Origin of the sequence: Roseitalea porphyridii (genome assembly GCF_004331955.1) — a bacterium.
GTDB classification, from domain to species: domain Bacteria; phylum Pseudomonadota; class Alphaproteobacteria; order Rhizobiales; family Rhizobiaceae; genus Roseitalea; species Roseitalea porphyridii.
This window is the reverse complement of sequence record NZ_CP036532.1, coordinates 1,123,313-1,137,289: the sequence shown is the minus strand read 5'-3', so window position 1 is coordinate 1,137,289 and position 13,977 is coordinate 1,123,313. Positions and strand designations below refer to the sequence as shown.

19 protein-coding genes are annotated in these 13,977 nt (G+C 69.4%); all 19 read right to left on the bottom strand.

Annotated features, from left to right (window positions below):
• Positions 1 to 11: 11 nt before the first annotated feature.
• The gene (gene ccmE, locus E0E05_RS05520) at positions 12 to 485 is read right to left on the bottom strand and encodes a cytochrome c maturation protein CcmE (protein WP_131615809.1); all 474 of its coding nucleotides are present in this window, start codon (positions 483 to 485) and stop codon (positions 12 to 14) included.
• Positions 482 to 1,681 (bottom strand): c-type cytochrome biogenesis protein CcmI, encoded by a 1,200-nt coding sequence (ccmI, locus tag E0E05_RS05515; protein ID WP_131615808.1) that lies wholly within the window; start codon positions 1,679 to 1,681, stop codon positions 482 to 484. The genes ccmE and ccmI overlap by 4 nt, the downstream gene beginning before the upstream one ends.
• 87 nt (positions 1,682 to 1,768) lie before the next feature.
• Positions 1,769 to 2,239, bottom strand: coding sequence for an RT0821/Lpp0805 family surface protein (locus E0E05_RS05510; protein ID WP_131615807.1), 471 nt, complete (start codon positions 2,237 to 2,239; stop codon positions 1,769 to 1,771).
• A 73-nt stretch (positions 2,240 to 2,312) separates the two neighbouring features.
• Positions 2,313 to 3,683, bottom strand: a complete 1,371-nt coding sequence (locus E0E05_RS05505; protein WP_131615806.1) for an ATP-binding protein — start codon at positions 3,681 to 3,683, stop codon at positions 2,313 to 2,315.
• A gap of 3 nt (positions 3,684 to 3,686) precedes the next feature.
• Positions 3,687 to 4,379: a response regulator transcription factor gene (locus E0E05_RS05500; protein WP_131615805.1), complete on the bottom strand. Its 693-nt coding sequence runs from the start codon at positions 4,377 to 4,379 to the stop codon at positions 3,687 to 3,689.
• Positions 4,380 to 4,449: 70 nt separating this feature from the next.
• Positions 4,450 to 4,713 carry a hypothetical protein gene (locus E0E05_RS05495; protein WP_131615804.1) on the bottom strand — a complete coding sequence of 88 codons (264 nt, stop codon included), beginning with the start codon at positions 4,711 to 4,713 and terminating at the stop codon, positions 4,450 to 4,452.
• A 58-nt stretch (positions 4,714 to 4,771) separates the two neighbouring features.
• Positions 4,772 to 4,978, bottom strand: a complete 207-nt coding sequence (locus tag E0E05_RS05490; RefSeq protein ID WP_131615803.1) for a hypothetical protein — start codon at positions 4,976 to 4,978, stop codon at positions 4,772 to 4,774.
• Between the two features lie 22 nt (positions 4,979 to 5,000).
• Positions 5,001 to 8,924, bottom strand: coding sequence for a baseplate multidomain protein megatron (locus tag E0E05_RS05485; RefSeq protein WP_131615802.1), 3,924 nt, complete (start codon positions 8,922 to 8,924; stop codon positions 5,001 to 5,003).
• Between the two features lie 6 nt (positions 8,925 to 8,930).
• On the bottom strand, positions 8,931 to 9,389 hold the full coding sequence (locus E0E05_RS05480; protein WP_244597952.1) for an NlpC/P60 family protein: 459 nt from the start codon (positions 9,387 to 9,389) through the stop codon (positions 8,931 to 8,933).
• Positions 9,379 to 10,275, bottom strand: a complete 897-nt coding sequence (locus E0E05_RS05475; RefSeq protein ID WP_131615800.1) for a DUF2163 domain-containing protein — start codon at positions 10,273 to 10,275, stop codon at positions 9,379 to 9,381. The genes E0E05_RS05480 and E0E05_RS05475 overlap by 11 nt, the downstream gene beginning before the upstream one ends.
• On the bottom strand, positions 10,272 to 10,883 hold the full coding sequence (locus E0E05_RS05470; RefSeq protein ID WP_158629278.1) for a DUF2460 domain-containing protein: 612 nt from the start codon (positions 10,881 to 10,883) through the stop codon (positions 10,272 to 10,274). The genes E0E05_RS05475 and E0E05_RS05470 overlap by 4 nt, the downstream gene beginning before the upstream one ends.
• 11 nt (positions 10,884 to 10,894) lie before the next feature.
• Positions 10,895 to 11,476: a phage tail tape measure protein gene (locus E0E05_RS05465; RefSeq protein WP_131615798.1), complete on the bottom strand. Its 582-nt coding sequence runs from the start codon at positions 11,474 to 11,476 to the stop codon at positions 10,895 to 10,897.
• Positions 11,469 to 11,681 carry a rcc01693 family protein gene (locus E0E05_RS05460; protein WP_131615797.1) on the bottom strand — a complete coding sequence of 71 codons (213 nt, stop codon included), beginning with the start codon at positions 11,679 to 11,681 and terminating at the stop codon, positions 11,469 to 11,471. The genes E0E05_RS05465 and E0E05_RS05460 overlap by 8 nt, the downstream gene beginning before the upstream one ends.
• Positions 11,674 to 12,003: a gene transfer agent family protein gene (locus E0E05_RS05455; RefSeq protein ID WP_192900443.1), complete on the bottom strand. Its 330-nt coding sequence runs from the start codon at positions 12,001 to 12,003 to the stop codon at positions 11,674 to 11,676. Before E0E05_RS05455 ends, E0E05_RS05460 begins: the two co-directional genes overlap by 8 nt.
• A complete protein-coding gene (locus tag E0E05_RS05450) occupies positions 12,000 to 12,413 on the bottom strand; it encodes a phage major tail protein, TP901-1 family (RefSeq protein ID WP_131615796.1) in 414 nt (137 codons plus the stop codon). The genes E0E05_RS05455 and E0E05_RS05450 overlap by 4 nt, the downstream gene beginning before the upstream one ends.
• Before the next feature lie 34 nt (positions 12,414 to 12,447).
• Positions 12,448 to 12,855, bottom strand: a complete 408-nt coding sequence (locus E0E05_RS05445) for a DUF3168 domain-containing protein (protein ID WP_158629277.1) — start codon at positions 12,853 to 12,855, stop codon at positions 12,448 to 12,450.
• Positions 12,852 to 12,983, bottom strand: a complete 132-nt coding sequence (locus tag E0E05_RS17775) for a hypothetical protein (RefSeq protein ID WP_280176654.1) — start codon at positions 12,981 to 12,983, stop codon at positions 12,852 to 12,854. Before E0E05_RS17775 ends, E0E05_RS05445 begins: the two co-directional genes overlap by 4 nt.
• Complete coding sequence (locus tag E0E05_RS05440) at positions 12,980 to 13,318, bottom strand: head-tail adaptor protein (RefSeq protein WP_131615794.1); 339 nt, start codon at positions 13,316 to 13,318, stop codon at positions 12,980 to 12,982. The genes E0E05_RS17775 and E0E05_RS05440 overlap by 4 nt, the downstream gene beginning before the upstream one ends.
• A gap of 2 nt (positions 13,319 to 13,320) precedes the next feature.
• Positions 13,321 to 13,884, bottom strand: a complete 564-nt coding sequence (locus tag E0E05_RS05435) for a head-tail connector protein (RefSeq protein ID WP_131615793.1) — start codon at positions 13,882 to 13,884, stop codon at positions 13,321 to 13,323.
• Positions 13,885 to 13,977: the final 93 nt, after the last annotated feature.

Below are 13,977 nucleotides of genomic sequence, written 5' to 3'. Positions count from 1 at the left end.
CCCAACCCAGCCTAGTATTCGTTGCCTGCCGGTGCATCCCCGCCAGCCTCGCCCTTCCAGACGCCCTGCTCCTTGAGAGCGTCGGCGACCTCGCGCGGCATGTAGGTCTCGTCGTGCTTGGCGAGCACGGTGTCGGCCCTGAACGTGCCATCCGGCTGCATCGTGCCTTCGGCGACGATACCCTGACCCTCGCGGAACAGGTCCGGCAGAATGCCGCCATAGCGGACGGTGACGGCGTGATTGGCGTCCTCGATGGCAAAGCGCACGGACGAATCCTCGAGCGTTTCGACCGAGCCCATCACGACCAGACCGCCGAGCCGCAGCCGCCCCTCGTTCTCGGCGGCGTTCGCCGGCGCGACGATGTCGGTCGGTGTGCGGAAGAAGGTGACCTGCTCGCTGAGCCCGGTCAGCACGAGCGCCACGGCCGCGCCCAGCACGCCAAGCGCTCCGAAGATCACCGCAAAACGTTTCTGCTTGCGCGTCACCGCCAATAGTCCTCCACGTCCAGTCCGAGCCCGCTTGCGAACGCGCGCAGATCGTCAAGCGCGTCGGGGCGGTCCTCGAAGGCCGCCCGGGCCCGTTCTAGCGCGTCACGCAACGCCTCAGGTTGATCAAGGACAATCCGGGCGCGAATGAGGCGTTTCCAGCCTTCAATGTCGTCCGGTTCGGCGCGCAGCCGCTCGTCGAGCGAGGCGACCATCCCCTCGATCATCGCGCCACGTTCGCCGTCGTTGAGTTCGCTCACCTGCTCGATCGTCTCGTCATCGAGCGCAGGCGGACGGCCGGGCGTTTCGGCCCGCGGCGCGGTCTCGGCGAGCCGCGCCAGGCTCTGGCCGGCGACGGCGCGCCAGGCCTGATCGGCGTCCGGATCGGCGGCGAGTTCGGTCCAGATCTGCTCGGCCTGCTCGTAACGACCGATCTGCACGGCGCCAAGCCCGTCGAAAAAGCGCCCGCGGGGGTCGGCCGGATCGGCCTCGAGCGCACGATCGAAAAGGGAGGAAGCCTCCTCGGTGACGATGCCGCCCGCCGTCGTCACCAACACCTCGCCGAGCCCGGACAGCCGTGCGGGCGTCTCGCCCATCAGCCGGATGGCGTTGCGGTATGCGGTTTCGGCGCGACCGACGTCGCCGAGTCGGAAATACACCGGGGCGAGCACGTCCCAGCCGCGCCCGTCGTCGGGGTTCTCGCGCAGATGGTCCTCGGCGCGGGCGACCAGGTCGCGAAGCTGCGTGCGGGCATCGCTCGCGGCCGCCTGCGCGTCGCGCAGCGCCTCAACACGCATGGCGAGCGGCTGCGCCTCGTATCCCGGCGAGCCGATCCCGGTGTAGACGATGAAGGTCAGGCCCGGCACGAAGACAAGTGCGAACAGCGCCAGCACGGCGCGGCCGGACCGCCTGGCCGGGGCGTTGTCGGCATCGGTGTCGCCGGCCTGCATCCGGTCCTCGACGGCGAGGATGCGCCGGGCGATCTCGTTGCGCGCCTGTTGGGCTTCGGCGGGCGAAATCGCGCCGCGTTCCCGTTCGGCGTCGAGCTCCTCGAGCTGGTGACGATAGACCGCGATATCGTGTTCATGATCCTCGGCGCGGTCGAGCATCGCGCCACGGCCCGGCGCGAAAAGCGGTCGGAAGCCGATCAGGACGGCGGCGACGGTCAAGGCCAGCACTGTCAACCAGAACAACATGGGCCTCAGATATCGTCAGCCTGCGGCGTTTCCAAGAAAAACCGGATGCGACAAAGGTGCAGTCGCTTGGAGACGGTAGGGGCAGGCCTAGGACAGGAGCGACCAGCTCCCGTCCGGATTGCGGCAGGCCGTGCCCCGCACCACGATCGGTGCCGAGGCAGCCTCGGCGTTGATCGTATGCGTGTACTGGCGGCAGTCCTGCGAGCCGACGCGATAGGGCTGGGAGGGAACGACCTGGCCGGTGAGGCCGCCATTGCGGGCCTGCCAGGAAACGATGTCGCCGGGTGGCGTGAACTCGAGCGCGCGGTATTCGCTCTGGAGGGCAGCGATGCGATCGGCGCGGCCGATGCGCGCGCCCTCGATGCGGCCGACAAGGCCGCCCCCGAGCGGTTCGAGCAGGTTCAGGCCGGCCGCGGGCGCCACGGCGGCGCCAGCACCTGCACCGGCGTCAGCGGTTCCGCTGCCACCGCCAAGGCCAAGGCTGACGCAGCCGGTCAGCGTCGACAGGGCAAGTGCCGTCAGGGCGATCGACCGGAAAGGGAAGGCTTGGCGGCCCATCTCGTTCAACCTCGCAGGCAATGTCGGACGTGCCGCATTTACGGGTCGATGGACGTGGCCGCAATATGGCGGTTCAGGAAAGCGACCGCGCGGCGGGCAGGCTGAGGGTGACTTTGAGCCCGCCGAGCGCGCTGTCCGACAGCGTGACCTCGCCCTTGTAGGCGTCCACGGTCTCGACCACGATCGACAGGCCAAGGCCCGTGCCGGGCTTTGTTTCGTCCAGCCGCTGGCCGCGCCTGAGCGCGACGGCGCGCTGTTCGGCCGAAATTCCGGGGCCGTCATCCTCGACGGTGACCTCGAAGAGACCGCCTTTCGCCTCACCGAGCGTGATCGCGATCTTTCCGTTGCCCCACTTGCAGGCGTTTTCGAGCAGGTTTCCGCAGACTTCCTCGAAATCCTCCTTCTCGCCCGCGAACGCGACCGGACGCTCGGGCAGGTCGAGGGTGAAGGTCTTGTCGGGGTTGAGCTTGCGCATGACCTTCACGAGGCGTTCGAGCGCCTCGGACGCATCGGTGCGGAAGGCCGTGCCGCCGGCCTGGGCGGCGATCCGGGCGCGGTTGAGATAATGCTCGACCTGCGCCTTCATGGCGCTTGCCTGTTCGCCGACGAGACGCGGTTCGACGGGCCTGCCGCGCTCGGCCTCGTTCCGGAGAACGGAAATCGGCGTCTTCAGGGAATGGGCGAGGTTGCCGACCTGGGTGCGGGCGCGCTCGACGATGCGGCGGTTGTTGTCGATGAGCATGTTCATCTCGTCGACCATGGGCTGGATCTCGTCGGGATAGCGGCCCGGCAGCGCGTGTTCCTCGCCGGCGTGGATGGCGCGCAGCGCCCGGCGCACGCGCCCGAGCGGACGCATGCCGAATACGATGATCGCGGCGTTGATGGCCACGACGCCGACGCCGAACACGGTCAGCAGGAGCGCCAGGCTGCGGGCGAGCGAACCGATGGCGTCGTCGAACTCGCTCTGATTGCCGGCAAGCTGGAAAAGGGCGATCTCGCCGCCCTGCCCGATCTGCACTTCGGCCTCGAGCACGCGGAGCGTCTGCCCGGCCGGACCCTGCGTTGCGAAGGTGCGGGTGAACTGGTCGTCATAGGGGATGTCCGACAGCGGGGGTCGCGCAAGGGTGCTGTCGGCAAGAGAGGGAGACCGGCGGATATCGCCATCGGCGTCGACCAGGCCGACCTGCCAGTACCAGCCCGATCCGGGATCGAGGAAACTGCGGTCGCCGAGATTTGGCACGCCGGACAGGGTGCCGTCCGCGGTGATCGTGAACGCGGCGATCAGGCTGTAGAGCTGGGCCTGTTGCAGGTCGGCAAAGCCGCGTTCGGCATTCGCCCTGTATTGGCTGACCAGAAGCCAGCCGAGGATCGCCACCGCCAGCACCGTCCACACGGTCGAAAGGGCGATGACGCGGTTGCGCAGCGAACCGGGCGCTATCGGCATCGATCAGCTTGCGGCAGGCGTTCCGGCCTGCTCTTCGCCGGGGTCGCGCAGGCGGTAGCCGAGCCCGCGCACGGTCTCGATCAGATCATGGCCGATCTTGCGCCTGAGCCGGCCGACGAAGACCTCGACCGTGTTGGAATCGCGGTCGAAATCCTGATCATACAGATGCTCGGTCAATTCGGTGCGCGAGACGACCTCGGCCTTGTGATGGATCAGGTAGGAGAGCAGTCGGAATTCGTGCGAGGTCAGCTTGAGCGCCTTGCCGTCGACGAGCGCCCGCGATGTCTTGGTGTCGACGATGAGCGGGCCACAGGCCAGTTCCGAAGTGGCGTGACCCGAAGCGCGGCGGATCAGCGCCCGCACGCGGGCCAGCACTTCCTCGATGTGGAACGGCTTGGTGACGTAATCGTCGGCGCCCGCGTCGATGCCGGCTACCTTGTCGTTCCAGCGATCGCGGGCGGTCAGGATCAGGACCGGCATGGTGCGCTCGTCCTCGCGCCAGCGCTGCAGCACCGAGATGCCGTCCATCAGCGGCAGGCCGATATCGAGCACGACGCAGTCATAGGGCTCGGTGTCGCCGAGGAAATGGCCTTCCTCGCCGTCTAGCGCCGAATCGACCACATAGCCGGCGTCCTCGAGCGATTCCTTGATCTGACGATTGAGTTCGGCGTCGTCCTCGACCAGCAAAATGCGCATCGGCCCGCTCCCTTCCTGCGTGTCCGGTCTAGCCCGGCACACGCACAAGCACTGTGCGTTCTATCACGGTCTATTGTGCGACGAAAATCTCCTCGCGGCGCGGCCGCTCGCCGCCCTGGGCCTCGTAGAGGAGCACGACGCGGCATCCTGACGCGCCGTTCTGCTGTGCCGCTTCGGCGCCCACGAGGGTGGCGCCCTGACGCGCGGCGAGGTTCTGGCCGACCTGGAAGCAGTTGTCGGTCGCGAGCTGCATCGTTTCGGCAGCCGGGGCGGGCGCGGAATACGCCAGTCCCAGGGCCAATACGCCAACCATGTATGCGTGCTTGATCATCATGGCTTCCGTATAGTCACGGGCACCTGAACACAAACTGAACGTTGCCCGGTGCATGCGTTCAGCCGATGCGGCTGTGGGCCGTCATCCGTCCGAGGATGGCGACGGCGCCCGCGCCAGCCGATACCAGTTGCAGGATCGCCTCGACAAGACCCTCATGGGCGGCCTGATCGACGGGAATACCGAGAGCGGAGCCGAACGTGGCGGCGATGGAGACGAGGGCGGCCCAGATCGTCTTGGACAGATACCAGGGTTTGACGGTGTTCATCACGTTTCCTTTCGGTTTGTTGTCAGGGAAGGTCCACAGGCAGGACGGCGCGTGCCGGCAGGCCTGCGCCGATCCGTGTGCCGATCTGGCGAACCTCGCAGTCCACCTCGGACGGTGTCGCGCCGTAGAGGGAGCCGACGAGGGACGGCTCGAGTTCGAGAAGGGGCGTGCCGGTCTCGGCGGCGTGGATGGATGCGCCGCCCGCATCGAACAGCGTCACCGCATAGCGTTCGACGTCCTCGCCGAGCGGCGCGTCCGCGGCAAGTTGCGTGCCGAAGCCGAGACGGGACCGGCGAACCCAGCGCAGTGCGAGCGAGCCGTCCACACCCGCCTTCGCGCGCAGATGGACCGGCGCAAGCGGCGTCAGGGCGCGAACCCCGCCGGTGGCGGAGAGCGTGGCGAAGTAGCGGTCCGAGAAGGTCCGCCCGACCGGTCCGATGCGCCAGTTGAGCGCAATGCCGATCTCCGTCGCCCGGAGGCCGGCGGCTGGCACGCGGTCGTCGAGCACAACGATGCGGGCGTCCGCGGGCGCGCCGAGCGCGGCGGCATCCTCGGTGCCCGCCTGGCCGCGCAGCAATGCTGTCAGTCGCCAGTGCCCCTGCGCGATCTCCTCGGCGAACCGGAACTGGGCGACCTCGAACAGCCCGTCCGTCACCTCGATGGCGACCGTGTTGCGCCCGGCCAGAAGCAGGTCCTCAGCGACCGACGCCAGTTCACCGGACGGCAGCACCAGCTCGATCGCGTTCGCCCGGTCGTATCGGCCGGACGGTCCGGGGGCGAGCGGCGCCGTGAGCCGACCGATCAGGGCATTGCCCGGCACGGTGCGGCGCAACTCGAACCCGTCGGCGCCCGGTGAAGCGAACACCGCCTGCGGGCGCGCGGGCACGGCGCGCAGGGCGATCCTGAAATTGGCTTCCGGGGCCGACTGGTCGAGCATGGGAAGATCGAGCAACAGCGCCTCGGGCGGGCCGCCGAACAGGCCGAGCGCCTCCGGGGAAGCGGCGCGGTCGGGCAGCGAGGGACGCGCGGCACCGGCCGGCGCGCCATGGACCGAGACGGCCGTGACCTCGAGCCGGTCGGTCAGATCGATGCCGGTGATGCGCCAGTGGGCCGATGGCGCATCGTCCAGCGCGATGACGTCGCCCGGCTCGAGACCGGCGAAGCGCACCGGCAGTTCGAGCCGCAGTCCGTCGCGCCCGGCCCAGAAGCGCCCGATCGCGGCCTCGGCGACGTGACGGGCCGCGTCGCCATCGAGCGTGCACGGCAGATTGAGATCGACAAGGCGCGCGGACGGCCCCTCACGCCGGTGCGAGCGGGCCGATTGCATCCGGTAGTCGGTCAGCGCGTCCCGATAGCGCACCACGACCTCCGCCGGCAATTCGTCGGCCTGACCGGTGGCCAGACGGCGATTTCCGGTCTCACGGCCAAGGCAGATCGCTTCGGCCGGCAACGTGACGGGTCGGTACGCTTCGCTGGCAAAGCGCAGGCTCGGCGCGTCTTCGGTGCCCGTGTCGGTCACCACAAGGCCGAACGTGTCGACCAGCGGTTCGAGCGTGGCGCGGATGCCGGCCGGGCGGTCGACGCTCATGCCCAGAACCGTGCCGCGCACGGCGCTGACGTCCGGCGGCGGCAGGCCATGGTCGGCGAACACGGCGGCGATCAGGCCGGCGAGCGGCGCGCCGCCAAGGCGCCCGTTCAGCCAGTGACCGGTGAGCCAGTTCGCACCGTCGCCCCAGATCGCGCCGTTGCGCGGAAACTCCGGAAACGGCCGGGCATCCCAGGCCCACAGGAACATGCGACCGGGATCGACCATCGGCGTGCTCGCGCCCGGCGCGAGCGGGTTGGCCGCCGAGCCGACCTGCGCCCAATGGGCGAGATGGGCGTCGACAAAGGCGCGCTGGGCGCCGTCCGAACGGGCGCCGTTGGAAAAATGCGGCCGAGCGCTTTCAGCCGACTTCGGATCGGGGAAGACGTTGGGCTGGTTGGGGCCGGCGTGGACGGCCGGACAGCCGAGTTCAGTGAACCAGATCGGCTTGGCATGCGGCACCCAGGGCGATTGTGGGCCGGTCTCGATGCCGCCGCGCCGGTCGACATGGGCGTTCGACCACCAGGCCACGAGATCCTTGTAGCGATAGACCCATGGCTTGCCGTGAGCGCCGTCGGCGATCGGCGTGCGGACGCGGTTCTGCCGGTCGGCGGGCGAGACATAGTACCAGTCGAACCCCTCGCCCGCCGCGATGGCCGCCCCCATCGCGGCCGCATCGTCATGGGCGAGCATGCCGTCGGGATTGCCGCCCGCCTCGGAAAGGTCGCCCTCGCGCCAGTCGGCGAGCGGCATGTAGTTGTCGATACCGACCGCGTCGATCTCCTGGGCCGCCCAGAGCGGATCTAGGTGGTAATAGACATCGCCCGAACCGTCCGGCGGGTGATAGCCGAAATACTCCGACCAGTCGGCGCCATAGGTCAGATTGCAGCCCGGACCGAGGATGGCGCGCACATCGGTCGCCAGTTGCCGCAGCGCGTCGACGAAGGGGAACGTGTCCCCTGCCCCGCGCAGCCAGGTCAGCCCGCGCAGTTCCGAGCCGATCAGCATCGCATCGACCCCGCCGGCGATCTGGGCGAGCCGGGCCATGTGCAGCACCATGCGGCGATAGCCCCAATCGGCCGCCGGACCGGGCAAGACAGTCTCGCCGCTGACGGCCAGATCGGTCGCCTGCGTGGTGCCGACGAAAGCGGCGACCTGGCCTTGCGCCGTCGCCGTGCGGTCGGCGCTGCCGGGCTGACCGGGCCCCGGATGGCAGGTGATGCGGCCGCGCCATGGATAGGGCGCCTGCGCCGCCCCGCCATAGGGATCGGGCAACGCATTGTCCTGCGCCACGTCCATCATGATGAACGGATGCAAGGTGACCGAAAGGCCGCGCGCCTTCAGGTCACGGATGGCCGTGATGACGGACGCATCGGTCGGCGTTCCGCCATAGGCGGGCCGGCCGTCGACGCGGCTAACCAGCCGCGCATCCGGATCGGACCGCGTCAGACCGCTGACCCGCCAGGCCGGCGTTTCGGCGCCCATCTGTCGTTCGGTGACGCCGGGGCGGATCGCACAGTCGCCGGCGCGCAGATCATCCCCGAACCAGGTGACGATCAGCGAGACATGCTGGAGGTTCGGGCAGATCGCCTGCAACTCGTCGATCGAGGCGGTCCAGTCATTGCCCGCATGCAGGATATGGCGGTTGTGCTCGACGGTCTCGCCGGAGCCAACGAGGCTGGTCGCCGGGTCGGGCGACAGGCCGTGTTCGGTCGCGCCGGGGATGACCGAGACGGCTGTGATCGCGGTTTCGAGTTCGCCGACCGGGCGCACGATCTCCGCTTCGATCTGCGGAATGCGGTTGCCATAGGGTTCAAGCGGCAGGCGCTCGAAAACGATGTAGACGACGTTGCGATAGGCGGGCGCGTTGCCGGCCCCCTGGCGCGCCTCGATCAGCGGATCGATGGGCTGGGTGGCGGTGCCGGTGTAGATGCGCATGTCGACTTCGGTCAGGTCGATCTCGCGCCCGTCGGCCCACACGCGCTTGACCATGGCGACCGGCCCTTCGCACAGGGCCACCGCCACATTGCCGAAATAGCTGTAGGTCGTCGTCGTCACGCGCGGGCCGCCCTTGCCGCCCTGGCGCTCGGTCGTCGCCTGCTCCTCGAGCCGGGTTGCCCAGATGACGGTTCCGGCGAGGCGCACATGGCCATAGGCGCGCGGCACCGGCGCGCCCTCCTCGGCGGTCATCGGCCGGGCTTCGGTCAGGCGCGCGCCCTCGCGATGGGTCGACTTGCCGAACAGGGTCCCGTCGACCCAGTAGCCGGCAAGCGCGCCGGCGGCGGTGCCCACCGTTGCGCCGAACGAGCCGAAAACACCGCCGAGCATGCCGCCGGCGGCCTGAAGCAGAATTGTCGCCATGGCGGGCTATTGGTTTCCGTCGATCGGGGGAAAGGCGAAGACGCCGGCAATGCGCCGGCGCCACCACGCCGTCAGCGCGGTCTCGCAGACGGCATGGCGTTCGCGTGCGTGGATCATGGTTTGCGCGCCGGTCAGGATCGCCAGATGCTTGGCGGCGACGAGCGGCGTGAACCGGAAGACCAGAAGATCGCCCGGCCGCATCGTCTGCAGGGACATCGCTGCGCAGCGGGCCCGGCAGGCGGCGAGCAGCGGTTCGCCCCGGCCGGCGCTTTCGGCCCAGTCGGCCGAATAGGTGCGGTCGTAGGCGGGAATCGCGCCATAGACCTCGCCCCAGATGCCGGCGATCAGGCCGAGACAGTCGCAGCCGACGCCGCGCCGGCAGCCCTGGTGCCGATAGGGGGTGCCGATCCAGCGGCGGGCCGCCGACAGGATCGCCGAGCGTGTCGCGTCGGGGTCAGGGGACAAGCGGTCCACCGTCGAACACATCGTCCTGGCGCAGATAGCCAAGCGCCCGGTCGTCGCCGGGCATGTGCGGAAATCCGCGGAAATTGAGATGATTGCCGAATCTCGCCTTGCAGGTCTCGAAGCGCTTGTCGCAACCGGCCATAAGCGTTGCCTGATCGCCGATAGCCGGCGCAACGCCGACCGGTTCGCGCAGCGCAACGCGCACCTGCCCGGCCTCGAGCGGACGCACGGTCTGCACGGCGAGCAAGTCGCCGGCGCGCGCGCCGGTATCGAAGCGCAGCGTGCCATGGTCGTACCAGCGGTCGGCGAACGGCGCGATGCCACCGAGATCGACGACCCGGGCATCATCGGTCGCCGCGACGGTCCCCGCATCGGAAAAGCCCGGCGTGCCGGCCAGATCGAAGCCGCAGCGCGCATCGCCGAGCGCGGCGTCGCACTGGCGCGTGAAGTAGCGGCCGCGCGGCTGGTCGAGTGCCGCCGACAGGCTGCGCAGTTCGGCCCGGAACGCCGGTCCCTCGCGCACGATCTCGCCGACGTGAAACCGGCGCAGCAGCGTTGCGGTCTCCGGCGCCTGCCAGTCGACCAGATAGAGCGCGACATCGGCCCCGTCATAGAGGCCGCGCTCGATGTCGGCGTCGGCGATGCGGTCCGAGGCAAGCGCGCCGGAAACATCGGAGATGTCGCCACCAAGGCCGAGCGAGGCTTCCGCAGCGCCCGCCGAAAAGCCGGTCTCGGGCTCGCAGGTCACGCCCCTGACAGTCAGCGGCCGGTCATGGTCGGTGAAGCCGAGCCTTTCGCCATCGGCGCGGGTGACGATCCAGACCATGCAGACCGTGGTGACGTCGCCCTCAAGATGCGCCTGAAGGCCCGGATGCAGCGTCTTCATGCGATCACCTCCATCAGCACCAGATCGTCGAGCGATCCGCTTTCAGGATCGGCGCGCGTCACCGAAAGGCTCTGGTTTTCGAACCGCACGGGCACGTCGAACAAACAGCCGGCGGTGACGAGCACGCCGCTGCCGGGCGGTGTCGCAAACGCGACCAGTCCCGTCGATTGACCGACCGTATAGTCGGCGGGATCGACCGCCACACCGTCGAGCGCGACGAGCACGGTTTGCGCGTCGGGCTTGCGGATCGTCCGCCCGCTCGCAGTGCGAAGCTGGAAGTCGGTGACGGTGCCATCGCCAATGCCGACCGACGCATCGACCGCCGAAGGCGCGCCGCCATCAGCGGCCGTCGACGGCTCGACGGGATCGCGGAAGCGGAACGCGTGCAGCGGACCGCCCCGCGCTTCGAAGAAGGACAGGATGGCGCGTATCTCGGCGATGGGCCGCGTGCCCACCGGAATCGTGTAGCGGCGCAGCGCATCGGCCGTGCGCGCATTGCGGGTCTCATGGCCCGAAGCGAGCGCGACGACATCGACGCGGCGCTGCGTTGCGACCTGAACGCCGAAGGGCTGGCGCACGGTAAACGCCACATCATGGAATGCGGACAAGACGGATCTCCTCAGACGCCGCGCCGGCCACGCATGACCGCGCGCGTGAGCGCCGCGCTGATCTGGGATTGCGAACGCTCGAAGCCTTTGACGTCCGGCGTCGAGATATTGACGACCACGGTGGGTGCCGCCCCGCCCGGGTCGCCGGCGCTCACACCGAGCGTGCCGTCGGCGCCGCGCCGGAGCGGCAGGATCGCCTCGGCGCCGGCCTCGCCCGCAACGCCCGCGCCGCCTTCGTGGGGAAAATAGGCCGGTGCGGCGAGCACGCCGCCATTGCCGGCGAACAGGCCGGTCGTGGCGACGCCGCCCATGGCGAACGGCCTGATCCCGCCGACAAGGCCACCGAAGGAGCGCGCGGCGAACCCGTCGAGCGCACTCTGGAGAGGGGCGAGCCCGGCATCGAGGGCGCGGCCGGCAACGCTCATCGCGATCGAGCGGAAGACGTCCTCGACCGACTTGCCCTCGAAGGCGATGTCGCGGAAGGCCCGGGTGACGGTGCTGCCGAAGCCTTTGGCCTTTCGCTCGACGCGGCCGAGGGCTTCCTCGAGCTTGGTCGTGTCGGCATCGACGGTGACGACGATCTGCTCATCCATGGGCAATGTCCTGATGGTCGGGAAACTCACTGAGCAGCCGGTCGAGCGCGTAGCGGTCGGGTGGTGGCTGCGCGCTGCCGCCGAGCGCGCCCATGGCCGCGGCGAGTTCGCGCGGCGTCATCGCCCAGAAGTCCGCCGGCGCAAGGCACAGCACGCCCAGGCCGAAGCGCATCGCATCGGCCCACGGAAACGGCCGGTCAGCCATCGGCGCCCGCTTCCCCGAAGGTCGCCGCCAGCAGGTCGCTGACGATGGCCGCATAACCGGCGATGCCGCCATCGACCTGCATCTCGGCGACATCGTCGAGCGCGAAGGTGTGCCCGCCCCCTTCAAGCCCGGCATGGATGATCACCATCAGATCGCGCGCCGACAGCCTGCCCGACGAAAAGCGCTCGCCGAGCGCGGCGAGATCGGAGACGGCGAAGGCGCTTTCGAGCCGTGCGAGCGCGCCGAGCGTCAGGCACAGGCACCGGTCCTTGCCGCCCAGATTGGCGACGATCTCGCCGCGCTTGCGGTTGACCAGCATCACAGCGCCCCGAAGGCCGGCTCAGCGGCCGATTCGAGCGCCAGTTCGAACGTCACCTCGCCATCATGGTTGCCGGCATAGTCGAGCGCGGTGATCGAGAACGCTCCGGTGATCGTGCCGAAATCGGGGATGACGATCTGCCATTGCGCGATCGTGCCGTCGAAGAAGGCCTGCCGCACCAGCGCGTCCGAGGCGGCGTCCTTGAAGATGCCGGTGCCCGAGACCGAGACACGCCTGACGCCGGCGCCGCCGAGCAGTTCGCGCCAGCGGCCGGCCGATTCGGTGTCGGTGATGTCGACGCTCTGGGCGCCGAAGGCGATGCGCTTGGTGCGCAGGCCGGCGACCGAGACGAAGGCCTGGGCGCCGTCGTCAAAGAGCTTGAGAAGGATGTCCTTGCCGCGCTGGGCTGCCATGGGAAGGTCTCCGTTTCGAACAGGGGACGATTGGTCAGGCGGCCGGCTCGCACAGGAAGCGCAAGCGCAGCGTGCCGCGGAAGGCGGACTGCGCGCGTTCGTGCGCGTAGGCCGCCGTCAGTTGGGTGGCGAGAACGATCCGCGTGCCGCCGGCCGTCACCGGTGCCGCGCCCGCGATCAGCGCGCCGATGCGATCGGTGATCGGGTAAAGGCCGCTCCGGTTGGATCCGCGCGCATAGACTTCGATCGTGGCGATGAATGCCTGGCCGGGCCCGTCGTCGGTGCTCCAGTCGCTCGCCTCGATGCGGCCCAGATAGACCGCCGGCAAGGCGCGGCGCGGTGGCGGCCGGTCGAAGATCGAAGGCGGATCGCCCAGCTCCGCGCGCAGCGCCGCATCGCCCGACAGGAGCCCGAACAGCCAAAGGTGCAGATCGTCGATCACCGACGCTCGTCCTTGTTGCTGGCCGCTTCGTCGGCGAGGCGTTGTGCGCGCGCGTCCGCGGTGTGAAGCGCGGCGCGGCGCAGCGCGGCGATCAGGTCGCTCACGGTCAGGCGGACATTGATGTTCATGCGGGCACCTCGGTTTCGACGCGGCATTCAAGGAACCGGCCGGTCATGTCCGGATCGTGGACCGTGCCGACGATGAAGCGTTCGGTTCCGGCGATCAGCCGCATGGCGGGTTGCACGCGCGGATCGGCGCGCAGGACGATGGTGCGGGCGATGACCGGTTCGGCATCGCCGGCGCGCACCGGTTCGCTCGGCCCCGTGGCCTCGACCACGCCCCAGACGAAGGCGACATGGGTCCAGACCTCGGTGAAGCCGCCATGGGCGTCGGGCGCGGCCGAGAGCTGCTGGAGCGCGAACTGCGTGCGCAGCCGGCCCGGATCGACGGGTTCGCGGGCCATGGTCAGACGCCGATCCGGCGCCAGGCGCGCACCAGACGCGAATAGGCCATGGGAATGGCGACGGGCTGGTCGGCGGCGTCATAGGCCGCGCGGAACTCATACCAATGGGCGACGAGCGCCATCACCGCGCGCCGGAGAGTATCGGGCACCTCGACGGCGGTGGCGCCGAACCCGGCGCGGAAATCGACCTCGATGCCGCTGGTCGTCGCCGGAACGGTGCCGGGTTCGAACGTCAGGGTCGCCGGCCGGCAGCGGAAGTCGAGCCGGTAGGCGCCGCCATCGAGCAGGGCGGGCGCGCCTTCGGCGTCATAGACGGTCACCGCGATGATCGAGGCGACCGGATAGCGCGGCAGAGCGATTGGGCCGGACGGCGCCCCGGAGAGCGACAGACGCCAGTCCTGATCGGTCAGCGCGATGCCCGTATCCTCGGTCAGGAAGCGGCCGGCGGCGTCGATCAGTTCGCCGATCAGCGCGTCCTCGGCATCATGGGTGACGCGCATATGCGCCTTGGCATCGTTCACGGTCACCGGCGGCGCGGCCGGTCCGCCAAGCGGCATCGAAATCATGGGCTGTCCTTGAAGATCGTTGGAAACGGGCGGCCCGGCAGGGAGGAGACCGGGCCGCCCGCACGGCGTGTTGCGGGCGCGGGCGGACGTGGC